This is a genomic window from Paenibacillus sp. JJ1722 (assembly GCF_048282685.1).
Taxonomy (GTDB): domain Bacteria; phylum Bacillota; class Bacilli; order Paenibacillales; family Paenibacillaceae; genus Paenibacillus; species Paenibacillus polymyxa_B.
This window is the reverse complement of record NZ_CP182500.1, coordinates 1,757,190-1,784,130: the sequence shown is the minus strand read 5'-3', so window position 1 is coordinate 1,784,130 and position 26,941 is coordinate 1,757,190. Positions and strand designations below refer to the sequence as shown.

Below are 26,941 nucleotides of genomic sequence, written 5' to 3'. Positions count from 1 at the left end.
TGCCCTTATTTCGGTTCTGGTGAATAGTTTTAACTTATGTTACTGCAACTTTCCTCACATAGACAATGTTCGTCCTGACCAAAACAAAGGCTTGTTTGTTGTGCATAAAGGATAAAAAAACAAAATCATAGCGCTACCATTACATTTTATTCCTTTTTAATGTCAAGAAATATAACGCAGCATAAACATCGCTTCCCTCACTGCCCTGCGCTTTGAAGTGCCTTACCTGTCCGTATATGCTAAAATACTTCCGTATCGGCTATTCGCCTACAGGAGGGCATGATCATGAAACAATCTATTTTGATCGTAGAAGACGAAGAAAAGATTGCCCGGCTTCTAGAGATCGAACTTCAATTTGAAGGCTATCAAGTATGTAAAGAAAAAAACGGAATTGATGGGCTGGAGACGTATTGCAAAGGCAATTGGGATCTAGTGTTGCTGGATATTATGATTCCCGGTCTCAATGGCATCGAGCTACTTCGTAGGATTCGTAAGCATGATGCGAACGTTCCTGTCATTTTGCTGACGGCTAAAAGTTCCATTGCAGATAAGGTCGAGGGACTCGATTTGGGAGCCAATGATTATGTTACCAAACCGTTTGTGATCGAAGAGCTGCTTGCACGTGTACGGGCCGCACTCAGAGTGGGTGCAACGAAAGACATGGCTCCACAAGGGGTAGATAAATGGCTTAGTGCCGGGGATTTACGTCTCCATGAAGGTACTCGTGAAGTTCTTCGAGGAGAGCACAACATTGAGCTTACACCGCGAGAGTTTGACTTGCTCGTTCATTTACTCAGACACCAGCGGCAGGTACTTAGCCGTGAACAATTACTGGAGAATGTATGGGGCATAGATTATATGGGCGATACCAATGTGGTCGATGTGTATATTCGCTACGTGCGCAATAAAATCGACCCTACGCGCCAGCTCCCTGAGCTGATCCATACTGTACGCGGAATTGGTTATGTACTGAAGGAATCTTTATGAAGCTACAAAACAAAATCCATACGTACACCTCGTTATTATTCGCGGTCTTACTTGTAGCCATTAATTTTTCGATCTATTTCCTATTCAGCCAATTTTCGATAGACAATCGAAAAGACCAGGTAGAGGCCGCAGCAGAGAACATAGTTCGTGGGATTCAACGTGCTCCGGTATCCGTAGCCGCTGAGGATCTTCTCCGAGCCTATGTACCGCTGGATGGCATGCTTCGGCTGATGAAACCAGAAGGCGACTTTCTTCCCCCTATCACCTCTTCTTCCGAGCAATCTCTTAGCTTGATGAAGGGCGTTTTTGATGAAACACGGCAGGTTCGCATGATTACCTATGAAAGCAATCGTTACATTCTTGTATCGCTCCCCATGATTTGGACCAATGGCGAGGTTGTCAATCTCCAGGTGACCGAAAGTCTGCAACCGACGATGCAGACGCTACAGGTACTCAGAATTGTACTTGTGGCTGTCACTGGAATTGCGCTCATTCCTGTTGTGGTGTCGGGAAGGCTGCTCGGCAGACTGATCACACGTCCAATTACATCTATGATTAGCACGATGAAAGAAATTCAGCGCAGCGGGAAATTTAAACGCCTTCCGCTCAATTCATCATCACGCGACGAACTGGTCGAAATGGGAGAAACATTTAATGACATGATTGAACTGCTGGAGCGGAATTTCGTCAGGCAAGAACAATTTGTATCTAATGCGTCCCATGAGTTGAAGACACCGCTCACCATTATTGAAAGTTATGCCAGCCTGCTCAAACGGCGGGGGTTGCAGCATCCCAACATTTTCGCCGAATCCGTTGAAGCGATTCATTCCGAGGCGATCCGAATGAAGGACATGGCAGAGCAGCTTCTTCTGTTGGCCAGAAACGAAGAACAATGGAATGTCGTGCTGGAGCCTGTACACCTGACCAGAATAGCGACAGAATTAAAAGCTACATTTGAAAATGCGTTCGCCCGACAAATTCAACTGGATGTACAGACAGACTGCATTGGCTATACCGATGAAAATAAGCTGAAGCAGCTGCTATTTATCTTTTTGGATAATGCACGCAAATACAGTGACGAGCCGATACACCTGATGATTGATACGGTGGGCGGTACAGCTCAACCCTGCATAAGAATCACAGATCAAGGAATTGGAATCCCGGAAGAAAAGTTATCTAAAGTATTCGACCGCTTCTATCGTGTGGATGAAGCCAGAAGCCGCGAGGAAGGTGGGGCTGGGCTAGGCTTATCATTGGCTACAGGAATTGCACAAGCTATACATGCTCAAATTGGGCTAGAAAGTGTAGAGGGGAGCGGAACAACTGCAACGATCATCCTCCCTACCGTTCCAAAATAATAAGCCAAAGGAGGGAATAACGATGAAAGCCATCTATGTGTGGATGATTGGGGGTACGCTGGCGGCTGTATTGATTACAATTTGTCTTTTACAGTGGCCTTGGGCACGGTCGTTAGCAGCTTCTCCATTGGAAGAAAAAGCCGTCATCCAATCCGTTTTGCATCAGTATCCCGGCGAGGTGCTCGAATCCCAACGCTTGGGTGATTTTTATCTGATCAGGCTGGAACGCGCCAAAGGGAAGTACGATATAAAAGCCAATGCCTATGACGGTGTCATCGACTCCATTAAGCGGACACAGGCTTATACAGATGCGAAGCAGGAGCCCCAAGACCACAATCCTGGTAACTCACCAACCAGAGACACATCGAATCCAGCTAATAAACCTGACCCGGTTTCTCTCGTTATTACAGAGAAAGAAGCAGCCAAGCTTGCTGCCAAAGCAGTTAACGGAACATCCGATGATATTGAGCTTCATCGCAACGACAAAGGCCTCTACTATCTGGTTGAGGTTGAGGTAAAAGATGGGCGTGAAGCAGTAGTACAGGTCAATGCAGTATCGGGCTCTATCGACTCTATAACGTGGGAAAAAGAAAAACAGGAGCACAACGAATCATGACGACTTGATGATCATCTCAGCTCATGTTTTCTCATAGTTTTCTCATGATTCTATTATGTTCCTCTCATGTTCAAGAGATAAGCTGTATTCATGCTTATAGCACAAGGAGGAATTATGTAATGAAAAAAAACTATACATTAGGAATTATGGCAGCCACGGTTCTGCTTGGAGTTACAGTTACGGGTGTCTCAGCGAATGCCGTATGGGCCGCTAAACCTACGGGCCTTATTGGAGCGACCGCCGCTGCCAACATTGCCAAGAAGGCTGTGGGGAATAATGCACAAGTTGAAGATGTCGAACTGGAGCGCAAGAACGGAAAAGTCTACTATGAGGTGGATCTCCAGCAAGGGGATAAAGATTGGGATATAGATGTTGATGCTTATACTGGGAAAACCATCCGTTCCCATTCTGAGCTTGATCATGACTCGAATGACGAGTCCTCCCTTAACAAGCCAAATCACATCACCCTGACTGAAAAACAGGCTGGACAAATTGCGCTTAAGCACGTACCCGGGAGTACCCTTTTGTCTTCTAAATTGGATAAGGAAGATGGACAGTTCATCTACGAGGTAAAGGTACTCACCAACGAAGGAACCGTTGAGCTTGAAATCCATGCATCATCTGGCGCAATCGTGGATACAGACGAAGATGATGATGACAACGAATATTAATCACCCAGGTCATAATCAGGGTAACTAAATACAGAGCTAATTAAAACGGAGCAGCGAACTTTCGCTGCTCCGTTTTTTTGACCAATGTGACATAGGAAAAGAACGAAGATGGCTTCATAAAACTGCACCTATTATTTCTTCATGAATAGACTGATAACTAACAGAGGATTACCTTTTTCTTCAATCCAAAGTCAAGTGAGGTTCTTATGGCGAAATCCTATACTAAAGCACAGATTCGCAAAATCACCCGTCGTTTCGGCCTGATCCCGTTAAAATCAAGCTTAGTCTCATCATTATACCGAAAAAATGCAGTGATCCAGGTGAAAACGAAAAAGGGAACTTATGCATTAAAGCCCTTTAGTCGTACAAAGATGGTCCGTTCAAATACGATTCAACAGATGGAACGAGCTGCGAGTCATATAAGGCTTTTGAAAAAGAGAAAGTATACCTACATGCCCGCATGGCTCCCCACTCATTCCGGCAAGTTATGGACTCTACATCAAGGAACGCCATTTTATGTAAGTCAGTGGATCAAAGGACGGGGACTGGAAACCGCTGAAGATTTCGAAAAACTGGGGCGGGCACTTGCCACACTTCACGCCACCTCCACCGGCTTGCATCGGATGGATAAAGGAAAGTCCCCTCCGACCATTCAACAATTGCGGATATGGAAAAACCAGGATCGTCTTTTTCAAAGAAAAATGATAAAAAACAGTCGCCATGATAAAACGTACCGCAACTGGTACAATGCTCACGGCGAAAACTGCAAACGTTTATCCAGGCGAGCATGGAAGGATTTGCAGGATGCATCCATCATAAGGCTGCTTCGGATGGAACATCGGCATCCCTCCTTGATACACAGTGATATCACTACCCCAAATGTCATTATTTCGGATGACGGTCATCTCAAAATCATTGATTGGGATCGGGCTAAAATCGGCTCAATCTATGCTGATTTGGCAAAGGCCCTTATGAATACTACTCAATTCAATCCTGAATTTGTGCAATCCTTGCTGAAGGGATACCAAAAGCGTAAACCACTAAGCCGTACTGAACGGAAGATTGTTACAGCTTTATATAAACTACCACGAGAAGCCTGGCATGCTTCCCGACACCCGAATCGTTCAAGAGATCGCGAAATCCTGGACAATTGGGATCAGTCGTGGCCTCTTCGATTACAAATCATCCATATTTTGCAAGAGTGGGCTCATGTATAAAAGAAAGTGAGGATCAAAATGTCGATTTTATCGAACGTTGAGCAGATGTACGGAATTAAAATTCAGCGTACCCGTCAAATGAAGGACATTCACAAGATTGAGACCGCTAATACGACTTATTGCTTAAAACCCTACAAATTTCCGGAAGAAGAGATCCGTTTTATTACACGTGTCTTGTCCTACTTGGATGAGCGCGGGTTTACACGCAGCCAAAAGGTCTATCCAACAATACAACAAACGGCTTACATGACCTATGAAGGTGTTTCGTATACATTAACCAATTGGGTTCATGGACTCAGACCAGAATTCACAAAAAGAATAGACTTCAAAAAGGGAATTGCTACTTTAGCCAAATTCCATTCCAGTGCCGTTAGCTTTCCTATCACTGAAGCTCCGCCATCCAGAATCCGTTATGAAGGCTTGAGCGATGAAATATCTGGATACAAAAAACGCCTCATCCCATACAGAGGCACAGCACATCTCGTAGCTCTTTGTGAAGAAGTGTCCCATCGCCTACAGCAGCCCAAAGTTAGAGAAGCCATTGCTCAGGAGCAAAAAGCCGCCGCATTTATACACGGCGACTATAATTATCCCAATCTGATTAAAGACAAACAGCTCAAAATCCATTTGATCGACTTTGAAAATTGCTCCCTACATGTAAGGATGAAAGATCTCTCCCATCTTCTTCATCGGAATTGTCTTTGGAATGGGACAAAGATGCTGCGCGCGATAGATTACTATCAACGATATCGTCCATTGAGCACCCATGATTTGCATCTGCTTCACGCACTATTGATCTCTCCCTATCATGTAGTCCGCAATATCAGAATAGGCGGCTTCCGTTCTGCCAAGCGAGTCATTCCGTCGTTCGTGCATTTGAACAAATACCGACGTGAACTTAGATCGTTATTATAATCTGTCAGCTTGGAACTAAACAAAAAAAACAGACCCGCTGAAAAGGTCTGTTTTTTTGTGTTCTGACAACAACTACAGGAAAAGCGCATGCCGCTAAAGCCAATCGACTTGCTGCCCCCATAGTACATTCAAGCCACATCTTACACCTGCAGCATTTCCGAGGAGTGCTGCAGCATTTCCAATTCCTTCACCATGTTTTCGATCAGCTTTGTGAACGAAGCCAATTCCTCTGAGCTGGAAGCCTGTTGCCGGGCACTGGCTGTTGTGGCAGCTGTTTCGGATTGCACACTGTCAAGCATACGGGCAATATCCAGCACCTTGCGCTGAATTTGCTCCTGTGCTTGCTTCGAATTGGATGCGAGCTTTCGCACCTCCTGTGCCACAATTTGAAACCCGCGCCCTGCTTCCTGCGCATGGGCAGCCTCAATCGCCGCATTCAGTCCCAGCAGATGAGTCTGATCGGACAGTTCCCGGATCGTACCGCTCATCTGCTCAATATGCTTAATCTCGTCACTCAAATGCTGTACCAATTCCTCTGTATGTTCCTGCGAAGAAGCAGTGTTGCAGGCACTCTCCGCGATATTATCCGTATTTTCCCTAAGCTCAGCAATCATCCCGGTCAAATTTTGCGCAATTCGGGACACAACGGTCAGCACCTGCGTTTGTTCGTCGGCCAGCTCGTTGATTTGTTCCTTTTCCTTTTCCTGATAAGCTTCCAGTACAAGCTGGGAATCCAGGTTGAACATTTTGGAAAGAGCATGCACAATAAAAAACCAGTCCTCTATCCCCGAACGCTTTAAAATGTCCACTGCAATATCAAGATAAGCAATGTACGTGCCCAAATAATAATCGGAAGACAATCCGATTCGGGAATGTACCTGCCCCACAAAAAGACGGTGTTCGATAAACGGATCATCTATTTTTCCATCTGCGAGAGAAAGCCAGTATTCACGTTGTGTTTGTTTTAGTCGTTCAATATTCGACCATTTGGAAATAATCGACATGAGATGCGGAACCTTTTCTACATGCTCATAAAACCGATCGACCACCTCATTCACAATAGATTGGAATAGTCCCTGATAATGATGCAATAAAGCCAAATCATCATCAGTAATACCAATATATTGTATCTGTTTTAATCTACTCTCCGCGACATGAATCATAAGTTCCTCCAAATAATAGTTTACATAGATTTTACATTACCATATTTATCGGCAACTTTTTAAAAAATGTTAAAAAAGCAGAAGATTGATTATGATTTTTTTCATAGCAATTTCAGAAAATATATAATCACAACTGCCTGATGATACAAAAAAGAATCCGGCAGCACCTGAAATCCCCTGTGCTTGCCGAATTCCCTCTACGAAACACGTTGATCGGATACCTCACAACCGTGTGGCACCATCCAGATCAACCCATGGTTTCACCATACTGTACTTGTTTATTATTTCGTCTTACCGATTCAGGAGGCTACCTACATACCTCAACAGATCGTTAGCGCTGGCTCCTGTGTAGCCATGCTCCTCAATCAATCGCTTAATCACTTCATTCATCCGTTTGAGCTGATTAGCGTCAGGCGTTTTGGTCGAAGTCGTAATCTTCACAATATCCTTCAAATCGGCGAACAGCTTCTTCTCAATGGCTTCTCGCAGCCGATCATGATGATGATACTCAAACTTCCGTCCCTTGCGAGAATACGCGGAAATACGGATTAATATTTCTTCACGGAACGCTTTTTTCGCATTTTCCGATACCCCGATTTGCTCCTCAATAGAGCGCATGAGCCGCTCATCCGGGTCGAGTTCCTCATCTGTGAGTGGATCGCGAATTTTCGCCCAATTGCAAAAAGCTTCGATGTTATCCAAATAGTTGTCAAACAACGTCTTGGCTGATTCCTCGAAAGAGTACACAAAGGCCTTCTGCACTTCTTTTTTAGCCAATTCGTCATATTCCTTACGAGCCACGGAAATGAAATTCAGATAGCGCTCTCGTTCTTCCTTTGTGATGGAGGCATGTTGATCCAGACCATCCTTAATTGCTCGTAAAATGTCCAGGGCATTGATGGATTCCACATTTTGCTTAATCAATGCACTAGAAATACGATTAATGACGTACCGCGGGTCTACCCCGGACATACCTTCCTCCAGAAACTCACTTTGCATTTCTTTCAGATCGGCTTCCTTGTATCCTTCGACCTCTTCACCGTCATACATGCGCATCTTTTTGACCAGATCCATCCCCTGTTTCTTCGTCTCCTTCAAGCGGGTAAGCACGGAGAAAATGGCAGCCGTTCGCAGCGCATGAGGCGCAATGTGGATATGTTTCATATCACTTTGTTCAATGAGCTTGGCGTAAATCTTTTCTTCCTCAGATACTTTCAGGTTATAAGGAATCGGCATTACAATCATCCGTGATTGCAACGCCTCGTTCTTTTTGTTTGCAATAAAGCTTTTATACTCGGATTCATTGGTGTGAGCCACGATCAGTTCATCTGCACTGATGAGCGCAAACCGCCCAGCCTTGAAGTTTCCCTCTTGGGTCAGAGAAAGCAAATTCCACAAAAACTTCTCATCGCATTTCAGCATTTCCTGAAACTCCATCAGTCCACGATTCGCTTTGTTCAATTCTCCGTCAAACCGATACGCACGCGGGTCAGATTCCGAACCATACTCCGTAATCGTGGAAAAGTCGATGCTGCCCGTCAAATCAGCAATATCCTGTGACTTCGGATCAGAAGGGCTGAACGTACCAATACCAATCCGGTTTTCTTCCGATATAAATACCCGCTCCACGCGGACCTTTTCAATATCGCCATCAAATTCCGTGCGCAATCTCATCTGGCAGGATGGGCAGAGATTACCTTCAATCCGTACACCCAGCTCCTTTTCAAAATCGGGACGCAGCTCATGGGGAATCAGATGAAGCGGGTCCTCGTGCATGGGGCAGCCTTCAATCGCGTATACAGCTCCCTGATCCGTTCTCGAAAATTTCTCCAGACCACGTTTTAGCAACGTGACCAGTGTCGATTTCCCCCCACTGACGGGTCCCATCAAAAGAAGGATACGCTTGCGCACATCGAGCCGCCTGGCTGATGAATGGAAATATTCCTCCACCAACTTTTCCAGCGCTCGATCCAGTCCAAAGATCTCCTGCTCAAAAAATTTGTATCGCTTATGTCCCCCAACCTCTTCTACACCAAAAGATTCAATCATCTTGTAAACCCGTGCATGAGCTGTCATCGCCGGCGTCGGGTCTTTCTTGAGTATCTCAATATACTCTCTAAAAGTGCCGCTCCAGGCCAGACGGTTGTTTTCCGCCCGGTACTCCGCAACGCGTTCAAAAATATTCATGCTCGGTTCCTCCCATGACTGCGTAATGACTATCCTCCACTCCTGATGATTATGGCTACACTCGTCACGCCTTTCAGGATATGATGCAATCCCCTTAAAAAAAGTGTAATACATACCTATGCAGATTGATTTAAGAATTGACCTATTTTTTATGACAGGTCTCTCTGCTTTTTCGAAAAAACCAAGGGATACACTGTGCTAAAATATACAACAACGACGCGGACCTGACGCATTATGGTACAATATAAGCTCGGAATAATGGGATAAAGGAGCGGGAGAAGTCATGGCGGTTCGGCATGAGACGGAGCTGTACGCTCCGGTGAAAGCCTTTTTTGAGAACTTGGGATATGAAGTCAAAGGAGAGGTACGCAACTGCGATTTGGTGGGTATCAAGCCAGGGCAACAGACACCACTGATTGTGGAAATCAAAAAGACGTTTAACCTGGCGCTTGTGCTGCAAGGCATGCAGCGTTTGAAACTAAGCAGCAATGTATATGTAGCTGTAGAACGGAATCGTGCCAAAAAAGGGGCAGTCAATCAGCGCTGGAACGAGCTGGTCGGACTGTGCCGCCAGTTAGGACTTGGCTTGCTCACCGTCACCCATTTTAAAACTAAGCCGCCGCTCGTTGAGGTACTGTGTAAGCCTGCGGCGCCTAGCGACAATGTCCACAATGCAGCAAAGGTACGCCCCGGCTCGCGCAAGGAAAAGCTGCTGCGGGAATTTCACGCACGCAGCGGTGACCACAATATCGGCGGCAGCACCCGACGCAAGCTGGTCACTGCCTATCGGGAAAAAGCGCTGCGTGTAGCCGTAGCCTTGCAGAGCTTGGGGGAAGCCGCTCCGGCGCAGCTCGCCCGCATAGCAGCCGTCAGCACAGCTGCTGCCGTACTTCAGCACAACTACTACGGCTGGTTTGAGCGCGTATCCCGCGGCCGCTATCGACTGACTCCGTTTGGCGAAGCTGCCCTGAACGAGTATGCGGCAGTACTGCAAGAGCATGGCATTAAAACGGCCACTGGAATGGATGCAGAGCTTGACGAGGACAGTGGACAGCGCCAGATTGCGGAAGCGCCATTCACTTACTCCACTGTTGCTGCGGAAGCGGAGGATGACTGACATGGGGCGATGGTTTTTGCTAGCTCCGCGCAGTAAATTCACTGATCGTCTCACCGATCAGATTCATGCCCATAAGCAATTGCTCACGGCCCGGATGGCTAAAATTGAGTCGGATATGGGACGCGCCTTCACTGCCAACCGCACATAGCGCACCGGGCATAAAGGCTACGCCTTTGGGTAACGCCGCCTTTAGCAGCAATGCGCTGTCCAGCCCATCGGGCAACTGCACCCATACATACATGCCACCGGACGGAATATGATACGTCACGTCTTTCCAAAACGGGCGCTTGAGCAGCTCCAAGATTAATTGAAGTCGAGTCGAATATTCCTTGTTCAGCATCGCTAAGTGCTCGTGCCATTGAAAACGCGAGCTGGTCAGCAATTGGAACAGCAGCCGTTGGTTCATCGTACTGGATTGCATATCAGCCAGCTGCTTCAAGGCGTACATCCCTTCAATTAACGGTGCAGGACCAGCAGCCCAACCCGTTCTCAGCGCAGGAGCAACTGTTTTATTGAACGAACCAATATAGAGTACTTGACCTCCCTGGCCCGCATGATCCAGCGCAAATAGTGAGGGGTAAGTCTCTGCAAATTTTCGACTCTGACCATGCGGACTCTTGTCATGGGACTCATTTTTTTGCTTCAAATGCAATTCACCATAAGAATCATCCTCAACTACTAGCACCTCATGATGCCTGCACAGGTCCAAAATTTCCTGCCGCCTTGCCGCGCTCCACAAGGAGCCCGTCGGGTTTGTAAACGTTGGCGTGGCAAAAAAAAGCTTGGGTCGATAACGGATCATTAAAGCTTCAAGCTTATCAGGAATGACACCTTCCGCATCTGATTCTACAGGAACGATCTGCGCACCCTGCATAGATAGTACTTGTAAACATCCAGGAGATGTAGGGTTTTCGACCAATACCGGATCACGCTCATCCACCATCAGTCTTATGATCAGGTCAATGGCCTGCTGACTGCCTGTCGTGAGAAGGATTTGACCTGGTGGTACTCTTACTCCTTTACGCTGTTCCCACTCTCCCGCAAGCCATGCCCGCAAAGGGAAATAGCCCTCCGGTTCACCATACTGGAGGGCGTCAGGGCCGGAGCCAAACACATCATGGGCCGCTTCTTCCAGCAACTTCACCGGAAACAGCTCTTGTGCAGGTAGTTCTTCAGCCAGAGATATAAAGGAGTGTCTTCTCGCATTTTCCCGGATATGACGCACTGGAGAAGCCAACATCGCAGCCGTTCGTGAAGCAAAGGAATATTGCATGAACATCCTCCTTCTCCTGAAAAATAGGTCATGATCTCCGGGCTGACGCGTCAGGCATATAGCTGCTTCATCTGACGCGCATATAAGGCATAACGTTCAATCGCCTGCGCCCGGCTGGACACGCCTAATTTCGCATAAATTTTACGTAGATAATTATCAATGGAGCGCCGGCTAACTTCGATCTCGATAGCAATTTTGTCATATGTAATACCTTGTACAATACGTTCCATAATAAACACTTCGGTTTGTGTCAATTCGTCAAAAGGCTCGGATGCCATTAACGGCATAAAGGGCCAGTTTCCACACCGAATCCAGTCCATTGGTAAAGAAGCAAATCCTTCGCGTAAACCGTTGATCAGATGGATTAACTGGCTCGGTGATGCCTGCTTGGATAACATTCCATTTGCTCCAAGCGAAATTAGCTGCTGAAACAACGTAATATTATCCTCATCCGTCATAATAACAATATGGCTGTCCGGAGACAAGGCCCGCATTTGTGTCAAAAATGGTTCCGCCGTTCCCTCAGGCAACCTGTAGTCCATTAAAATGATTTCCGGTCGAATGGAACAAGCCAGCTCCAAGCCTTCCGTTCCGGAGGAAGACATCCCTCTGACAAGCAAATCCTGCTGGTCTTCCAAAATAAGCTTTGTTCCCAGCATACTTGTAGGATGGATATCTATGATGACCACCTGCCATACTTTTCTCATATCTAAACCTCCTGATTTTACAAAAAAATACATAGTTAGTAGTGAAAATAATTCTAAAATTGGGGATTGCATATGTAGAAATTGCGCGAATGTGAACGTATAGGAAGCGAAAAACGTTTAAGGAAATTGTATCCTAGGACTTCCTTCCGATGCAATCTCTTTTTCCAATATTTTTATACGACTATTTCGCTTTTGCGAAATAAATAGGCCCATGATAGAATTGGTACTGCAAATAAAGACTGGAAATTTGACTTTACACGGGAGTTGAAAATCGTATGCAAGCTTCACCTGAACGTCCTCCTACCGAAGCTCGGCGGAGCAATTCAAGAAAGGGGTTACCCGTAAAGGCTTTTCTGCTATTTTGGTTCATTCTTATTATACTAGGTGCTCTCGCAACCTATCTGTATAGCAATCACTTGAAGCAGCAAATGCTAAACGAGATGCAAACCCATACAGACCAACAGATTCAAGCACTCAAATCTGACTATGAAAAGCAACTGACTGCTCTTTCCAAGGAAGTTAGCGGATTGCAGGGAAAAGTCCAGTCCTTCAATGAACTACTGACCTTTACGAAGGATAATGCAAACAATAAGACCGATAACAGCAATAAACTGTATACCCAATTAAACGAAGTCAAGCAGCAACTCAATACACTTCAGAAAAAAATGGACTTGCTAAAATGAATGTAGACGCAAAACAAGTGAACCGGTTCTTTATGTTGGCCCTTGCTCCTTTTATCGGTTTGTTGGGGTGTATTTTGTTAGTGCATCCCTCATTGAGCTTTCCTGGGTCTACTTCTTCGAGTCTGCAAAAAGCTGAAGTCACTCTACAAACGCAATCAGTAGGCAAGCAGCTTGATGAAGCCAAGCAAACGGCAACATACACCTTGTCTACGATTCACCGGACTTCTGAGCTATACAAGCAAACGACCCAAACGATTAATCAGCTTGTCGTGACTGCCTCTACGCAGTCCAAGCGGCCCGCGATCATCTATGATCGACGTATCACCGCCAAACTGGGGGTTCCCTATGAGCGGGTAGATAGCAACCGGATTACCATTGAATTGTTTAAGGTAAACCCGGGAATTTATCATGGCTACGCTATGAAGGTCAAACTTAAAGATCCTACTGCTATGAAAATGTCTTTGGGAAGTGACAAATTGGGTGGCTCCGAAACCACCATGCGTGCAGTCTTGAGACACGGAGCTATTGCAGGCATCAATGCAGGCGGCTTTGCGGATGGAGACGGCAAACGCTATCCATTAAGCACTACTGTCTTGAACGGCCACTACCTTACTGGCTTTCAGTCCAGTTTTAAGGATTTATCCTTCGTCGGACTGAGTAACGATGGCAAGCTTATCGGTGGCAAATTTTACAGTCAAGGTGCTCTTGACAGCTTAAAGCCTGCCTTTGGGGCTACCTTCGTTCCCGTCCTGCTGCAAAGGGGACAAAAAATGCCTATTCCTGACAAATGGAAAGTCTCCCCCAAGCGGGCCCCGCGTACGGTCATTGGCAACTATAAAGATGATCAGTTGCTCATTATTGTCGTAGACGGCTACAATGAAAGCGGGGGTTCGGGCGCGACGCTCGAAGAACTGCAAGGGAAAATGTACAATCTAGGTGTTCAAGATGCCTATAATTTGGACGGAGGCGGTTCCTCGTCGCTTATACTTAACGGTCGAGTCGTAAACAAACCGTCAGATGGTAATTTGCGTCCAGTCCCTACTCATTTTTTGTTCTATAAATAGCTACCTAATAGTCTACTACTAAATTAAATATGCTAGCCGACGTACGGCTCTATCCGAAAAAAAGCATCACGAACGAATGTCGTGATGCTTTTGCCTCATTTAGGAGGAATACTGTGTCATTTCTGTCAGGCATTGAGCACAAATATAACGGTCTTTGAAATCGTTCACTTGTTCTACTGACCCGCAGAATACACATTTTGGACGGTAACGCTCCAAAATAATGTGGTCACCCTGAACCAAAATTTCGACAGGATCTCCCTCATTCATTTGGTACCTTTTACGCAGTGACTTAGGCAAAACTATTCTCCCCAGCTGATCAACTTTACGTACCACACCGGCAGGTTTCATCGTGATCGTACACCTCTCCTATTGAGTAATAACTTACAAATTTCTTACCATGCGAAAAACTAGGTACAAAGACACTATTCTTTATGTAGTATTCGCTGTCTTTTTGTCGAATCCTGCTGATCACAGGAAATTTTATTACATTTTTTCATAAAATCATGAACCATATCAAAGTATGGTACAGAATGTCTATAATATTTTTATCGACCGGAAAGCCAATTATCATTAGCCCTCGCTGAGAAATTTCGCAAATTTTCGACCATACAACCTTTATTTAAGCTCCACTGTCATGTACCTTTGAGCAACAAAGGTGAAACTCTTATTAGCAACTAAGGTCCTGGTTCTTTATTCGCATTTATACTTGTTCACTCGATGCTCTTTATGATAAATCCGGAAAATCCATTTGTCTCAGCGCTTCATATACAATAATCGCAGCGGAATTCGACAAGTTTAGAGATCTTACTTTATCAGACATAGGCATCTTGATACATGTATCTGGATTAGCAGCTAGCAGCTCTGGAGGCAAACCTTTCGTTTCTTTACCAAATACCAAGAAGTCTCCATCCTGAAATGCAATATCACTATATCGCTGATTCGCTTTGGTCGTCGCATAAAAAAAGCGGCCTTCCTGATATTTCTCCTGCACTTCAGCAAAAGACTCGTGATATTCAATGTGGACAGCATACCAATAATCAAGTCCAGCCCGTTTTAACGTGGCATCGTCGGTACGGAAGCCCAGTGGCTTCACCAGATGCAGATGAGTTCCGGTTGCAGCACACGTTCTGGCAATGTTACCTGTGTTAGCCGGGATTTCCGGCTCGACAAGCACAATATGTAATGGCATCACGTTTCGTTCCCTTCATCATTAAATTCATCAGACAAATAACCTACAGTTTAACCAAAGTGTATACATTAAAAACATACACATTCTTTTATTTTAACAAAATCAGACAGATATGAACATCAAACGACAAAAATTTCAACCCACACCACTAAAAGCCTTCCCCTATACACATTCAGGGAAGGCTCTACATTTACTTTTTCGATTTTAAATATCGTGTATCGAAATATATGTCCGCGTAATTAACTGTTACGTTGCTTGAATCCGTCCATAAACTCGGCTAATGCTTGACAGTTCTCCAGTGGAACAGCATTGTAGATCGAGGCGCGAAGCCCTCCTACACTGCGATGTCCCTTCAGTCCGATAAATCCGGCCTGTTCGGATTCCTTAATAAATTGTTTTTCCAGATCCTCATTCGCGAGGCGGAAGGTTACATTCATGATAGAGCGATCAGCGCTGTCCACACAACCACGATAGAAGCCTTCGCTACTGTCAATACGGTCGTATAGCAAAGCAGCTTTCTGCTGGTTCACGCGCTCAATGCCTTCCAAACCGCCTTCTTCCTGAATCCATTTCAGCACTTCATTCACCATGTATATGGCAAAGGATGGGGGAGTATTGTAGAGAGAGTTATTTTTTTCATATGTGCTATAACGCAACATCGTAGGAATATTGTCCGGTGAGGAAGTCAGCAACTCTTCACGGGCAATCACGACCGTCACACCAGAAGGTCCCAGATTTTTTTGTGCGCCAGCATAAATCAATCCAAATTGAGTAACATCAAAAGGCTTGCAAAAAATATCGCTGGACATGTCCACAATCAATGGTACGGACCCCGTATCCGGGAATTGCTTAAATTGTGTACCTTCAATCGTTTCGTTGGACGTCATATGCACATAAGCAGTATTCTCAGGCAAGTCCAAGGAATCCACATTCGGAAGACGCATGTACTTCTCATCAGCGGAGGATGCGGCAATATGAGCCTTGCCCAGTAGCTTGGCTTCTTTATATGCCTTGTCCGACCAGCTACCTGTCATTACATAGCTCGCAGTCTGTCCTTCGCGCAAGAAATTTAAAGGCAGCATTGCAAACTGCGTACTTGCGCCCCCTTGTAGGAATAACACCTTGTAGCCTTGTGGATTGCCCAGCAGAGATAACAGACGTTCCTGCGCCTCATTATGAACAGATTCATACACAGCTCCACGGTGAGACATTTCCATGATCGACATCCCTGTTCCCTGGAAATCTACGAATTCAGCTTGTACACGTTCCAGTACTTTAAGCGGCAATGCCGCTGGTCCTGCATTAAAATTGTAGGCTCTCTTACTCAACAAATTCCCATCCCTTCTCTACTCTGGTGTGGATATTATCGCTATGATAGCAGTATTCATAAATGCGTTCAAGACTTGTATAAAAATGTTTTCAATTTCATTTATGATGTGACAAAGTTGTGAATGTTAACGTATTTAACATCTTTATTTTGTAATTTTCACTTTAATATTAAAAGGTCCCCGGCATAAGACCGGAGACCTATCTTGAATAACAACTGCTACCCGTAAGCTAGTGGTTGTTATTCAAAGCAGCTAAGCAATCAAGTTATTAGCAGTCAAAATACAGGCTATATTCGTGTGGATGAACACGGATGTTCACCGATTTAGCTTCAGAACGTTTGAACTCTACATAGTTATCAATAAAGTCCTTCGTAAATACGCCACCTTCAGTTAAGAATTCGCAGTCAGCTTCCAGAGCATCCAAAGCCTCATCCAATGAACCAGGTACGCTACGGATTTTACCTTTTTCAGCGTCAGACAGCTCGTAGATGTTGGTGTCAAGTGGACCATAACCCAATTCGATTGGGTTCAATTTGCGCTTGATACCATCCAGACCCGCCATCAGCATCGCTGAGAAGGCAAGGTAAGGGTTAGCAGTGGAGTCTGGTGTACGGAACTCGATCCGACAGCCTTTTGGAGTAACAGCCGCTACTGGAATACGTACAGCCGCAGAACGGTTACCTTTGGAGAATACCAGGTTAACTGGTGCTTCGTAGCCAGGAACGAGACGTTTGAACGAGTTTGTGCTTGGATTTGTCAAAGCGATCAATGCAGGTGCATGGTACAGAATACCGCCAATATAATGAAGAGCCATTTCGCTCAGATTAGCATAAGCACCTTTTTCGTAGAACAAAGGAGTGTCACCATCGAAAATGGATTGGTGAACGTGCATACCACTTCCGTTGTCCCCGAAAATTGGTTTCGGCATGAATGTTGCCACTTTACCATATTGACGAGCTGTGTTGTGTACAATGTATTTATAGACGAGCAGGTTATCTGCTGTTTTCTTGAGTGTGTCAAAACGGAAGTTGATTTCCGCTTGGCCTGCCGTAGCTACCTCATGGTGATGGCGCTCAATTCTCAGACCTGCTTCTTCAAGCAAACGGCACATTTCACTACGGATATCTTGTTGGGTGTCTACTGGCGCTACAGGTACATATCCGCCCTTCACTCCCACTTTAAAGCCCAGGTTGCCGCCTTCTTCCTTACGGTTCGTGTTCCAAGCTGCTTCCTCGGAATCTACGAAGAAGGAGGAGCTATTCATGCCGCTTTCGTAGCGAACATCATCAAAGATGAAAAATTCGGACTCAGGTGCAAAAAATGCTGCTGTGCCCACTCCTGCGGATTGCAGAAATGCCTCAGCTTTTTTTGCAATGCCGCGAGGATCGCGGTCGTATTTTTCGCCATCTGGCGTAGCAATGTCACACAGAATATTCAGTGTAGGATGCTGAGTGAAAGGGTCGATAAAAACCGCTTCTGGATCGGGCAGCATAACCATGTCGGATTCCTCGATGCCACGATAGCCGGGAATGGAAGAACCGTCGAAAGCAACACCGTTAACAAATGTTTCTGCATCTACTTCGGAAGCTGGCAATGAAATATGGTGAGCACGACCAGACAAATCTACAAAACGAAAATCTACCCACTCAATATTATTTTCCTGAATTGTTTTCAATACGTTTTCAACGGACATGTCTTCTTCCTCCCAATTTTTCCGAACATTAAGTCTTATACAACCCTGAAATGTTCATGATCGAATGTTTTTTTCTGTCGTCATTATAAATCTCAAACATGACACGGGTCAATAGCTATGTAAGGTATTTTTTAAACTAATGTTAGATATGCTTACGCCCTTGATAACATTTGAATAGCACAAAAAGCCCGAAACATCGGGCTTTTAGGTAATTTAAATCTCATTACTGCGTTGCAGCAAAACTTTTATGCATTAATGTTAAACATTGGTTTTAAGCAATGGTACTAGGCGTGTGAAATGTTTTCCCCACAGCAGGAGCCAATATTTCCAAATCTTTCAGCAAATCTGAAAATTGATCTGGGAACAGGGATTGTACACCATCCCCCGTCATCGAGTTATCGGGATCTGTATGCATTTCAATAATTAGTCCGTCTGCTCCGGCAGCGACCGAAGCCTTCGTCATAGGAACAACCAATTCACGTCTACCCGTGCCATGACTAGGATCAGAAATAACCGGTAAATGGCTCAACTGTTGCAACACAGGGATCGCAGACAAATCGAGTGTATTTCTGGTGTAGGTTTCAAATGTGCGGATACCGCGCTCACACAGCATAACATTCGGATTGCCCCCTGCCAAGATGTACTCGGCAGCATTCAAGAACTCGTCATAAGTCGAGCTAAAGCCGCGTTTGAGCAACACTGGCTTGCCGCAAGTACCCAACTTACGCAGTAGATCGAAGTTTTGCATATTCCGTGTACCTACTTGCAGGATATCGGCATATTCCGCACAAATGTCTACGTATTCAGGTGTCATGACCTCTGTGATGGTCAGGAGGTCGTGCTTTTGGCCTGCTTCAGCCATCATGATCAAACCTTCTACACCAGTTCCCTGGAAGCTATAAGGCCCTGTACGCGGCTTAAAAGCACCTCCACGGAGAACTTGCGCACCTGCTGCTTTGACCAATCCAGCAATTTCATCTATCTGTGCAGCAGATTCAACGGCACATGGTCCACCCATAATGACAAGCTCGCCCCCGCCGATATTTACACCTTTAATGGAGATAACCGTATTTTCCGGATGAAAATCACGGCTGGCCAATTTGTAGGACTTCGATATTTTAACCACATTTTCTACGCCTTTCATTTGACGCAGATGTTCAGCCAGCTTGGGCTCTACGCTACCAATCAGTCCGATGATCGTGCGATCCGATCCCCTTGATACATGAGCCTGCAATCCTTCTTTCTCAATAACTTCAACAATAGCTTGAATATGTTCTTCAGGTGTTTGAACACCAGCGATAACGATCATTTTTTTCTTCCTCTCTATGACACATATTTTATTAACCCATTATAGATTGATATTATGACACTTAGACGCTTGTTCGCTTTTAAGCTTTTATTCGTTAAAGCAACTATACCTGTTTTAGCTATACTCGTCAAGGCTTAATTATCCCGAATTATTCAATATTCTAACTTAGTGAAGCTAACCGAATAATATCTATAAATTAAAACAATTTAAAAAGCCGCTATCCGGATGGTTGTATCCGAATAACGGCTGTAATCAATCACAAACTATTTCGTCGTTTTTGACTTCTCCCGTACAGGAGGCAGCAGTTTTTTCATATCTATGGTTCGCTGAATCTCCCACGTATCCGGGTTAGCCGCATCATACTGCTCCAAATACGTGATAACCTCTTTGGTAATCAGTGTCGGCGTGGAAGCCCCAGAAGTCACAGCCACTTTGACTACGCCCTCAAGCCACTCCCTCTTCAGCTCGGTCACATCAGAAATACGATAAGCTGTTGTACCAGCAATTTCCTCCGAAACCTGAGCCAATCGGTTTGAATTGTTACTGCGCGGATCACCGACAACGATCACCAGATCCGCCTGTCCAGCCTGCTCAGCTACCGCTTCCTGACGTACCTGCGTCGCCAAACAGATTTCATTGTGTATCTCAGCACCTGGGAACTTCTCCAGCAGCTTCTTCATAATGTGCTTGATGTCCCATTGACTCATGGTCGTCTGATTCGTAATAAGGATTTTGCCAGCTGGTAACGTAAGACTGTCGATTTCTTCTTCCTTTTCAATCAGATGAACATGGTCAGGAGCAATACCGATAGCTCCCTCCGGCTCTGGATGATTCTTTTTGCCAATATAAACAATCTGATAGCCTTCGGCAGACTTCTCCCGAATCAGATCATGCGTTTTTGTGACGTCAGGGCAAGTCGCGTCTACCGTAGTCAACCCCTTGTCTCGTGCCAGCTTGCGAACCTCTGGTGATACGCCATGAGCAGTGAAGATAACAGTGCCGCTCTCTACCTTGCTTAAAATCTCCATACGGTTCGGGCCGTCCAGTGTAATAATCCCTTCGTCTTCAAAGGAATTGGTGACATGACTGTTATGCACAATCATGCCTAATATATAAATAGGCCGGGGTAAGTCCAGATTTCTGGCTGCCTGACGTGCCAATACCATGGCATCGACTACGCCGTAGCAGTAACCCCGGGGCGAAATTCTGAGTACTTCCAAAATGAGCCCCCGCTTTCTTCGACACAGTATACAGCTCCAAAACTGGTAGCTGTGGGCTTCCACGCCTCTACCGGCCAATTCTATGATGTAGTTGCCTTCCTATTATAGCCTATTCCAAAGGCGCGGAAAAGCTGACCGGAAGCCAGATGACAAATGTCGTTCCTTCTCCTTGGCGCGTAACCACTTCCACAGACCCGTGATGTTCATCAATAATCCACTTGGCAATAGATAGCCCCAACCCAATTCCCTCCGTCACCCCGCGTGACTCATCTGCCCGGTAAAAGCGGTCAAAAATAAAGGGAACCTCACTCTTATCCATTCCAATGCCCGTATCACTGATCCGTAGCCCCACCTGTCCTTGATAAATAATGGCATCAAATCGGACTGTGCCTTCAGGTGTATATTTGAATGCATTATCAATGAAAATGAATAGCATTTGCTGCAAATAATCCTTGCTGCCATCCATATAAATACCATTCAGCAACGAAAAATCTCCCACATTCCATTCGGCCGTTCGCTCTAAAAACTGAGCACGACGGGCAACCTCACTTACAAGCGGTTCCAACGCAACGGGAGTCTTATCGAACGTTTTCCCTGTGTCCGCTCTCGCGAGTGACAACATATCACTCACCAAACGGCTCATCCGTTTGCCTTCATCCGCCATGTCATTTAATGCCTCCATAGAAAGCTCGCGAATCATCTCTTCATCCATATTCGGTCGCTCTCCTGGTTCGGTAGTCCACATTTTGAGCAAAAAATCAACGTTGCCACGGATCGTCGTTAGCGGCGTACGAAGCTCATGGGAAGCATCAGCCACAAAACGACGCTGTGCACCGTACGCATCTTCCAGCTCCTTGTAAAACACCTCTGTACGCCCCAGCATGTTGTTAACCGTCCCGATTAATTGTCCAATTTCATCTGGTGGTCCGTCATATTCAATCCGTACACTCAAATCATTACTGGATTGAATCTGATTTGCCCCCTCAATGACCTTGACCAGCGGCTTCATAGACTTGCGAGCCAGAAAGAGACCTGAGGTCGCAGCAGCGAGTAATGCAAACAACGAACCGTATACAAGCACATTTTGTAACCTGTTCATGAGTCGATCCTGAGAGCCCGTGAATTGTCCTACCTGTAGCAACCCGACCACCAACCCCAACTCCTCGGACTTAATGGGCTGTTGATAAATCATAAAGGAATCCCCATTTACGTTCACACGTCGAATCCCCTCATTTTGAACTGCTCCTGCCGCTGTAGATGGAACAGGGAAGGTGATATTGAGGTCTTTCATATTTTGGGTGGTTTTGGTAACCCCGGACGTATAATTGTAAATTTGTACATATAGCTGTGAGTCATCTATTCCACGCCCCTGCTCCAATCCTAAATCCAGGTTAGGGACTTCAAACAATCCCCCTTTAATAATAAGGCGTAATTGCTTGTTAATCTGTGGCGCCTGAGTCATAAGCTGACTTTTCACTTCATTATATGTGTAGTAATATACTAGTCCGTAAATAGCCAGACCAAAAATGACAAGTACAATAGCCAAGATGCTCGAATACCAAGCTGTCAGCCGCCACCGAATAGACATATTACACATCACCTCTTAAAATATAGCCAGCTCCCCGAATTGTACGAATGAGTCGTTTACCGCCATCCTGCTCCGTTTTTTGTCGTAGCATGGCAATATATACTTCCAGCACATTCGATTCTCCGCTATAGTCATAGCCCCAAATTTTGTCCATAATCAGATCACGCGACAGAACACGCTTGGGGTTTTGCATGAACAAATGGAGCAGTTCAAATTCTTTGGCTGTCAGTTCCAAGCGTTTGCCGCCACGAACCACTTCACGGGATTCGTTATCCAGTTGTAAATCCTCGAAGGTAAGCCGATTTCCGTTATTGTCCTGTTGTTCGGTTTTACGCCGCAAAAGCGCTCGCACTCGCGCCAGCAGCTCCTCCAGAGCAAACGGCTTGACGAGATAATCATCGGCCCCTAGATCCAAGCCCTTAACCCGATTCTCAACCTCATCCTTGGCTGTAAGCATCAGGACAGGTACCGTGCTTCCACCCTCCCGCATGCGACGGCATACCTCAAAACCATCGACCTGCGGCATCATTACATCCAGCACGACCACATCAGGCTCAGCTGTCAGCATTTTATTTAATCCCTCTGCTCCATTGGCGGCTGTCAGCACTTCATAGCCTTCAAATGCCAGCCCTCTGCGTAGCATGGAAACAATTTTTTCATCGTCATCAATAATCAGAATAGTAGAACGCATACACGATCGAACTCCTTTATCTCTTCTTTTCCCTCTATTGTAGCAGGAGTAGACGCGTGTAGCATCTGGCTGCTCCATACAGCAAGAAACGGAAGGGATCTTCCTCTTCCGTTTCTTGCGTGCACATGTTCATTTTTGTAGAGTTATCAGCTTATTGCTGAAGCGTCGAGCTAAAGTCATTTTTGTTGCCTATTTTCAGCTGAACATCTTTTTTCTGCCCAGCTCGTTCGATGTTAAGCGTCAGTGCTGTACCCACTTTTTGTTTTTGAATGAACTGGATCAGCTCTTGTGATGTGCTATAAGGCGTGCCATTGGCTCCGATAATCACATCGTAAGGACGCAGATCGGCCTGATAAGCTGGCGATTTGTATATAATATCCCGTACTACCGAGCCTTCGGTTAGGGATGTGCCCAATTCTTTGGCTACTTCAGGACTCAAATTTAACAGACTTGCACCAATGAAAGGTACAGGTTCTTTCGGGATAGGCTGGTTATTTTTCAGCTTATCGACGACTTCCAAAATTGTATTGGACGGAATCGCAAACCCGATTCCCTGTGCGTCTGCACTAACAGCTACGTTCATACCGATAACCTGCCCTTGCAGATTTAACAGCGGTCCGCCAGAGTTACCAGGGTTAATGGACGCATCCGTCTGAATGAGATGCTTGTATTGCGTCGGTTTTCCAGTCGATTCACTATTAATGGTGATCGTACGTTCTTTCGCACTTAGCACCCCGGCTGTTACCGAATGCTCAAAGCCTTCAGGGTTGCCGATTGCGACCATCCACTCGCCGACTTTAGCGTTATCGGAGTCACCCAAAGTTACTGTCGGAAAGTTGTTTTTGCCTTCAATTTTAAGTACCGCCAAATCAAGATCAGCATTTTTGCCCAAGACTTTGGCTTCGTAAGGCTTATTAGTTCCCTCTACTGTAACCTGAACCACACTCGCGCCTTCAACAACATGGTTGTTGGTTAGGACGTAACCCGATTTATCAAAAATAAAACCGGAACCAATACCAAGCGGAGTCAGCTGCCCGCTGTTGCTACCTTCATTTTCATTACTGTTACCGCTACTGCCACTGTCACCATACTGATTACCGAAAAAGTATTGATACAGCGGGTCATTGTAATAAGGGCTGCTTTGTCTGCCGCTGCTACCACTGGTTTGTTTGGCAAGCGTTTCGATTTTGACGACTGCCGGACCAGCCTTGGCCACAACAGATTGAACATCAGCGGTACCTGAAGGCATCACAGCCGGAACTGCGCTTGGAGTCGAGCCAGTTGTTCCTGAATTAGTCGTTTCTCCACTTTCAGCTGCCGCCGAAGTTAACGCCGTCTCGGGTGTGAACATATTTGTTCGGTCAGCTGTGTACATCAATACCGTAATGACCAGCATCCCAGCCAAAAAAGATAAGAAAATTGTTTTCACCTGCGACTTGGGCTTATTCGGTTTGAATTGCCAGTTGCCACCATTCCGACCCGAACCATCCTGTTGCTCAGGCATAGCGCGATGGTATGAGGGAGGAAGAGGTCTCACTGCCTGTGGTGGCGTAATCTCAACATCCTTTTCCACCGACTGCCCTTCCTTACGTTGTCCGTCCGATTGAACTGAAGAAAAAGGGCCGTAAGAATAATAATATGAGGAACCGTTCGAATCGTTTTGCCGAGTTGCATTATCGGTATCAACCTGATCGTTGTCGTTCCGGCGTCCGGAGTTATTATTTTTAAATTCGTCCATTGTATATCTCCTCCCAAACCCTATGCTTCAAGGTGGTGTTGTTTAACTGACTTTATTTTGCACTTTAAACCTTAATTCCACCTTAAAAACAATTAAAAAGGAGATAAAACCTTAGACCTATTGTACCTATTCACTTTCACTTAAAACGAAATGCCCCGGATATAATCCGGAGCATTATCAATTGTATATGCTTTTTTATTTCGTGTTAAAGTTTTCGTCGAACTTTTCGTTCGGTGTTTGAGCATTGTTTTGAACTTTGTTGCGACTGGAGTTTTGAACTTTTTGAGCTACAGCGCCTGTACCGCCTTGTTCTGTTGCAAATTCTTCATCATACTTCTCATTTGGTGTCTGAAAGTTGTCTTGAATTTTATTTTGTTCAGACTGCTTTACCTTTTGTGAAACGACACCAACCGTATTGTCTTGTGCAAATTCCGCTTTGAACTGATTTCCTGCGCTTGCCTTGAAGCCTTTGTTCGTGAAAGAACTTCCGCCTTGATTTGGCATAATTCTCAACCTCCCAGTATGTTTTGCGGGATAAGCTCATCCCGCAACATAGTATGTGATGTTGGAAAAAACAATATTCAAGGATTATATGGAAGCATCCAGTGTCGCGGTCGGAATAGTTTTATGCGTTTCTATCACCTTTTGGAGCGATTTGACCATCTTTTCTGTACATTTTCCGTTCCCTTTTTTTATAATTTGAACATCCACATCTTTCTTGCCCCATTCAGAATATACCTGCCGGGTTGTTTTAAAATACAAGTCAATTTTATTGCCCTTAATCGCAGAACCTGTATCTGCTACAATCCCGTATCCATAACCTGGAATGTACAATATGCTTCCCAAAGGAAACGTTTTGGGATCAGCCGCAATCGTAGACAGTGTGTTCTTGTCACGACGCACTTTTACACCGGAATACGTAATACCGTAACCGGGATGACTTGGCCGTTTGCCAGTCGATTCATAGCCTGCTGTATATCCTGTTGCCGTGACCGTCATGGTCGTAATAACCTGCTCTTCGCGTGGAGCTAAAACAGGTGTGGACTGCCATTTTTTATGCTGGACCGGTTCTTTGTGACCGTAAACTTCATTGCCGGGCAATACCAGACAGGTTGCAATTAACACGGTTCCCAAAATCCGTTTCCATACCAACATGGATCTCATAAAAAACCTCCCCTTGAGGCAAAGGCTTTCCAGAAATCCATTAGTTTATACGAACAGATTATTATTTTTGAACATCCTGACCTGGATAAAGTCTGCTCAGTTTCACTTTATCTTCAAAAATATGCAGGAGTGTCCGCACTATGGGGGTGTGTTCATCGTCTGTGTGCAATATAATGGAAGCAGGAGAAATCGAAATAAGGGTGCTCACGATTCGATCCTCGACCTCCATTTCCAATTCAATGCCTGGCATCTCGACAATGATGTCATCTGCATCAGGAATCGGTATGGGCACCATGGCACTATCCAGAATCGTAAAATTATGTCCGCCTTGGTGAAGTACGTGTACGAGCGGAACTTTGCTTTCCTGAAAAAAAACAAAATATTTAAGCAGCCCCATAAATTCTTCGTATTGCCGATCTGCCCAGAATTCTTCCATAGCATAGTCGACGATTTCTTCAAGCTCTTTTTTATACGCATGGAGCCTAAATTGAATCAGCCCTTCCAAATTGATCACACGAAGCTCCTTGAAATCCTTCTCCAGGAGAGTAGTCAGCTTACCATGACGCTTCAAACGACCTCTGGGGCCATCATCGTTTAACAGTGAACGAATCATACTGCGAATTTGCTCTGCATCCTCTTTCTCCAGCAACGAACAGGCTTTGGTGAGAATGAGATTGAGCAGCCCCCACTCCTTGACTTCGATAATATAATCCGCTATTGCCGAAGACATGATGCTGTATACACAGGGGAGAAAGCTTTCAAACGCCGAATTGCTTTCTGTGCCCTTGCAGGTCCATGCCACTTTGTTATCCAGCTGTCTGAAAGTGAATCGAAATCCGCGCCGTGACATATGTAGTCCCTTTGTTCTACTTTTGACCACTTCGTAAAACCGGTCGGTTTCCTGATCTCCGTCTGTATTGGTCCACACTGTAAACAGTTCCATTGGCTCACTCCTTTCGATCACTGCTTTCAGTATATGGCGGCCTCTGAAGGGTTATACGAAGTGAACGACTGGAAACAGAAAGACATATTCAAAAGAGGATGATCTGGTTTCAAAAAGCCG

25 protein-coding genes are annotated in these 26,941 nt (G+C 45.4%); 9 read left to right on the top strand and 16 right to left on the bottom strand.

What is annotated here, in order from left to right; translation table 11 throughout:
* Window positions 1–285 precede the first annotated feature (285 nt).
* From ACM1ND_RS07925 to ACM1ND_RS07900, 6 genes are all read left to right on the top strand, one after another.
* The gene (locus tag ACM1ND_RS07925; RefSeq protein ID WP_023987818.1) at window positions 286–987 is read left to right on the top strand and encodes a response regulator transcription factor; all 702 of its coding nucleotides are present in this window, start codon (window positions 286–288) and stop codon (window positions 985–987) included.
* Window positions 984–2,345, top strand: a complete 1,362-nt coding sequence (locus tag ACM1ND_RS07920; RefSeq protein ID WP_068940128.1) for a sensor histidine kinase — start codon at window positions 984–986, stop codon at window positions 2,343–2,345. Before ACM1ND_RS07925 ends, ACM1ND_RS07920 begins: the two co-directional genes overlap by 4 nt.
* Window positions 2,346–2,367: 22 nt before the next feature.
* Window positions 2,368–2,961: a PepSY domain-containing protein gene (locus ACM1ND_RS07915; RefSeq protein ID WP_068940126.1), complete on the top strand. Its 594-nt coding sequence runs from the start codon at window positions 2,368–2,370 to the stop codon at window positions 2,959–2,961.
* A gap of 119 nt (window positions 2,962–3,080) precedes the next feature.
* Window positions 3,081–3,632, top strand: coding sequence for a PepSY domain-containing protein (locus ACM1ND_RS07910; protein ID WP_023987815.1), 552 nt, complete (start codon window positions 3,081–3,083; stop codon window positions 3,630–3,632).
* Window positions 3,633–3,838: 206 nt separating this feature from the next.
* Complete coding sequence (locus ACM1ND_RS07905; protein WP_076264328.1) at window positions 3,839–4,849, top strand: aminoglycoside phosphotransferase family protein; 1,011 nt, start codon at window positions 3,839–3,841, stop codon at window positions 4,847–4,849.
* 18 nt (window positions 4,850–4,867) lie between these two features.
* Window positions 4,868–5,764 carry an aminoglycoside phosphotransferase family protein gene (locus ACM1ND_RS07900; RefSeq protein ID WP_076294950.1) on the top strand — a complete coding sequence of 299 codons (897 nt, stop codon included), beginning with the start codon at window positions 4,868–4,870 and terminating at the stop codon, window positions 5,762–5,764.
* Window positions 5,765–5,904: 140 nt separating this feature from the next.
* Here ACM1ND_RS07900 and ACM1ND_RS07895 read toward each other — a convergent pair whose 3' ends face one another.
* Complete coding sequence (locus ACM1ND_RS07895) at window positions 5,905–6,927, bottom strand: globin-coupled sensor protein (RefSeq protein WP_023987812.1); 1,023 nt, start codon at window positions 6,925–6,927, stop codon at window positions 5,905–5,907.
* Between the two features lie 291 nt (window positions 6,928–7,218).
* Window positions 7,219–9,114 carry a PrkA family serine protein kinase gene (locus ACM1ND_RS07890; protein ID WP_023987811.1) on the bottom strand — a complete coding sequence of 632 codons (1,896 nt, stop codon included), beginning with the start codon at window positions 9,112–9,114 and terminating at the stop codon, window positions 7,219–7,221.
* A gap of 283 nt (window positions 9,115–9,397) precedes the next feature.
* On the opposite strand from ACM1ND_RS07890, the gene ACM1ND_RS07885 reads away from it, so the two are divergent.
* On the top strand, window positions 9,398–10,231 hold the full coding sequence (locus tag ACM1ND_RS07885) for a DUF2161 domain-containing phosphodiesterase (protein ID WP_071558976.1): 834 nt from the start codon (window positions 9,398–9,400) through the stop codon (window positions 10,229–10,231).
* Between the two features lie 19 nt (window positions 10,232–10,250).
* Here the strand turns inward: ACM1ND_RS07885 and ACM1ND_RS07880 are convergent, their stop codons facing one another.
* Together ACM1ND_RS07880 and ACM1ND_RS07875 are read right to left on the bottom strand one after the other, a co-directional pair.
* On the bottom strand, window positions 10,251–11,504 hold the full coding sequence (locus ACM1ND_RS07880) for a PLP-dependent aminotransferase family protein (RefSeq protein ID WP_023987809.1): 1,254 nt from the start codon (window positions 11,502–11,504) through the stop codon (window positions 10,251–10,253).
* 50 nt (window positions 11,505–11,554) lie between these two features.
* Entirely contained in the window at window positions 11,555–12,211 is a 657-nt protein-coding gene (locus ACM1ND_RS07875; protein WP_023987808.1) for a response regulator transcription factor, read from the bottom strand.
* A 275-nt stretch (window positions 12,212–12,486) separates the two neighbouring features.
* Here ACM1ND_RS07875 and ACM1ND_RS07870 point away from each other — a divergent pair, with 275 nt between their 5' ends.
* Together ACM1ND_RS07870 and ACM1ND_RS07865 are read left to right on the top strand one after the other, a co-directional pair.
* A complete protein-coding gene (locus tag ACM1ND_RS07870) occupies window positions 12,487–12,894 on the top strand; it encodes a hypothetical protein (protein ID WP_023987807.1) in 408 nt (135 codons plus the stop codon).
* Window positions 12,891–13,958 (top strand): phosphodiester glycosidase family protein, encoded by a 1,068-nt coding sequence (locus ACM1ND_RS07865; RefSeq protein WP_071558977.1) that lies wholly within the window; start codon window positions 12,891–12,893, stop codon window positions 13,956–13,958. The genes ACM1ND_RS07870 and ACM1ND_RS07865 overlap by 4 nt, the downstream gene beginning before the upstream one ends.
* A 99-nt stretch (window positions 13,959–14,057) precedes the next feature.
* Here the strand turns inward: ACM1ND_RS07865 and ACM1ND_RS07860 are convergent, their stop codons facing one another.
* From ACM1ND_RS07860 to ACM1ND_RS07805, 12 genes are all read right to left on the bottom strand, one after another.
* Window positions 14,058–14,306 carry an AbrB/MazE/SpoVT family DNA-binding domain-containing protein gene (locus ACM1ND_RS07860; protein ID WP_013309439.1) on the bottom strand — a complete coding sequence of 83 codons (249 nt, stop codon included), beginning with the start codon at window positions 14,304–14,306 and terminating at the stop codon, window positions 14,058–14,060.
* 376 nt (window positions 14,307–14,682) lie between these two features.
* A complete protein-coding gene (gene trmL / locus ACM1ND_RS07855) occupies window positions 14,683–15,147 on the bottom strand; it encodes a tRNA (uridine(34)/cytosine(34)/5-carboxymethylaminomethyluridine(34)-2'-O)-methyltransferase TrmL (RefSeq protein ID WP_023987805.1) in 465 nt (154 codons plus the stop codon).
* Window positions 15,148–15,386: 239 nt separating this feature from the next.
* Window positions 15,387–16,478, bottom strand: coding sequence for a 3-phosphoserine/phosphohydroxythreonine transaminase (gene serC / locus ACM1ND_RS07850; protein ID WP_028542950.1), 1,092 nt, complete (start codon window positions 16,476–16,478; stop codon window positions 15,387–15,389).
* 265 nt (window positions 16,479–16,743) lie between these two features.
* Window positions 16,744–18,168, bottom strand: a complete 1,425-nt coding sequence (glnA, locus tag ACM1ND_RS07845) for a type I glutamate--ammonia ligase (RefSeq protein WP_028542951.1) — start codon at window positions 18,166–18,168, stop codon at window positions 16,744–16,746.
* A gap of 271 nt (window positions 18,169–18,439) precedes the next feature.
* Window positions 18,440–19,477 carry a 3-deoxy-7-phosphoheptulonate synthase gene (aroF, locus tag ACM1ND_RS07840; protein WP_023987802.1) on the bottom strand — a complete coding sequence of 346 codons (1,038 nt, stop codon included), beginning with the start codon at window positions 19,475–19,477 and terminating at the stop codon, window positions 18,440–18,442.
* Between the two features lie 263 nt (window positions 19,478–19,740).
* Window positions 19,741–20,697: a 4-hydroxy-3-methylbut-2-enyl diphosphate reductase gene (locus ACM1ND_RS07835; protein WP_071558978.1), complete on the bottom strand. Its 957-nt coding sequence runs from the start codon at window positions 20,695–20,697 to the stop codon at window positions 19,741–19,743.
* A gap of 109 nt (window positions 20,698–20,806) precedes the next feature.
* Entirely contained in the window at window positions 20,807–22,285 is a 1,479-nt protein-coding gene (locus ACM1ND_RS07830) for a sensor histidine kinase (RefSeq protein WP_013309433.1), read from the bottom strand.
* Between the two features lies 1 nt (window position 22,286).
* Complete coding sequence (locus ACM1ND_RS07825; protein ID WP_013309432.1) at window positions 22,287–22,976, bottom strand: response regulator transcription factor; 690 nt, start codon at window positions 22,974–22,976, stop codon at window positions 22,287–22,289.
* Between the two features lie 151 nt (window positions 22,977–23,127).
* On the bottom strand, window positions 23,128–24,714 hold the full coding sequence (locus ACM1ND_RS07820; RefSeq protein WP_023987800.1) for a S1C family serine protease: 1,587 nt from the start codon (window positions 24,712–24,714) through the stop codon (window positions 23,128–23,130).
* 195 nt (window positions 24,715–24,909) lie between these two features.
* The gene (locus ACM1ND_RS07815; RefSeq protein WP_023987799.1) at window positions 24,910–25,218 is read right to left on the bottom strand and encodes a hypothetical protein; all 309 of its coding nucleotides are present in this window, start codon (window positions 25,216–25,218) and stop codon (window positions 24,910–24,912) included.
* 84 nt (window positions 25,219–25,302) lie between these two features.
* Window positions 25,303–25,878, bottom strand: a complete 576-nt coding sequence (locus tag ACM1ND_RS07810) for a 3D domain-containing protein (RefSeq protein ID WP_023987798.1) — start codon at window positions 25,876–25,878, stop codon at window positions 25,303–25,305.
* Window positions 25,879–25,939: 61 nt separating this feature from the next.
* Complete coding sequence (locus ACM1ND_RS07805) at window positions 25,940–26,821, bottom strand: putative sporulation protein YtxC (protein ID WP_028542952.1); 882 nt, start codon at window positions 26,819–26,821, stop codon at window positions 25,940–25,942.
* Window positions 26,822–26,941 lie beyond the last annotated feature (120 nt).

Coding starts and splice junctions, on each gene's coding strand:
- ACM1ND_RS07925 (WP_023987818.1), top strand. CDS start 286: ATGAAACAATCTATTTTGATCGTAGAAGACGAAGAAAAGATTGCCCGG.
- ACM1ND_RS07920 (WP_068940128.1), top strand. CDS start 984: ATGAAGCTACAAAACAAAATCCATACGTACACCTCGTTATTATTCGCG.
- ACM1ND_RS07915 (WP_068940126.1), top strand. CDS start 2,368: ATGAAAGCCATCTATGTGTGGATGATTGGGGGTACGCTGGCGGCTGTA.
- ACM1ND_RS07910 (WP_023987815.1), top strand. CDS start 3,081: ATGAAAAAAAACTATACATTAGGAATTATGGCAGCCACGGTTCTGCTT.
- ACM1ND_RS07905 (WP_076264328.1), top strand. CDS start 3,839: ATGGCGAAATCCTATACTAAAGCACAGATTCGCAAAATCACCCGTCGT.
- ACM1ND_RS07900 (WP_076294950.1), top strand. CDS start 4,868: ATGTCGATTTTATCGAACGTTGAGCAGATGTACGGAATTAAAATTCAG.
- ACM1ND_RS07895 (WP_023987812.1), bottom strand. CDS start 6,927: ATGATTCATGTCGCGGAGAGTAGATTAAAACAGATACAATATATTGGT.
- ACM1ND_RS07890 (WP_023987811.1), bottom strand. CDS start 9,114: ATGAATATTTTTGAACGCGTTGCGGAGTACCGGGCGGAAAACAACCGT.
- ACM1ND_RS07885 (WP_071558976.1), top strand. CDS start 9,398: ATGGCGGTTCGGCATGAGACGGAGCTGTACGCTCCGGTGAAAGCCTTT.
- ACM1ND_RS07880 (WP_023987809.1), bottom strand. CDS start 11,504: ATGCAATATTCCTTTGCTTCACGAACGGCTGCGATGTTGGCTTCTCCA.
- ACM1ND_RS07875 (WP_023987808.1), bottom strand. CDS start 12,211: ATGAGAAAAGTATGGCAGGTGGTCATCATAGATATCCATCCTACAAGT.
- ACM1ND_RS07870 (WP_023987807.1), top strand. CDS start 12,487: ATGCAAGCTTCACCTGAACGTCCTCCTACCGAAGCTCGGCGGAGCAAT.
- ACM1ND_RS07865 (WP_071558977.1), top strand. CDS start 12,891: ATGAATGTAGACGCAAAACAAGTGAACCGGTTCTTTATGTTGGCCCTT.
- ACM1ND_RS07860 (WP_013309439.1), bottom strand. CDS start 14,306: ATGAAACCTGCCGGTGTGGTACGTAAAGTTGATCAGCTGGGGAGAATA.
- trmL (WP_023987805.1), bottom strand. CDS start 15,147: ATGCCATTACATATTGTGCTTGTCGAGCCGGAAATCCCGGCTAACACA.
- glnA (WP_028542951.1), bottom strand. CDS start 18,168: ATGTCCGTTGAAAACGTATTGAAAACAATTCAGGAAAATAATATTGAG.
- aroF (WP_023987802.1), bottom strand. CDS start 19,477: ATGATCGTTATCGCTGGTGTTCAAACACCTGAAGAACATATTCAAGCT.
- ACM1ND_RS07830 (WP_013309433.1), bottom strand. CDS start 22,285: ATGTCTATTCGGTGGCGGCTGACAGCTTGGTATTCGAGCATCTTGGCT.
- ACM1ND_RS07825 (WP_013309432.1), bottom strand. CDS start 22,976: ATGCGTTCTACTATTCTGATTATTGATGACGATGAAAAAATTGTTTCC.
- ACM1ND_RS07820 (WP_023987800.1), bottom strand. CDS start 24,714: ATGGACGAATTTAAAAATAATAACTCCGGACGCCGGAACGACAACGAT.
- ACM1ND_RS07815 (WP_023987799.1), bottom strand. CDS start 25,218: ATGCCAAATCAAGGCGGAAGTTCTTTCACGAACAAAGGCTTCAAGGCA.
- ACM1ND_RS07810 (WP_023987798.1), bottom strand. CDS start 25,878: ATGAGATCCATGTTGGTATGGAAACGGATTTTGGGAACCGTGTTAATT.
- ACM1ND_RS07805 (WP_028542952.1), bottom strand. CDS start 26,821: ATGGAACTGTTTACAGTGTGGACCAATACAGACGGAGATCAGGAAACC.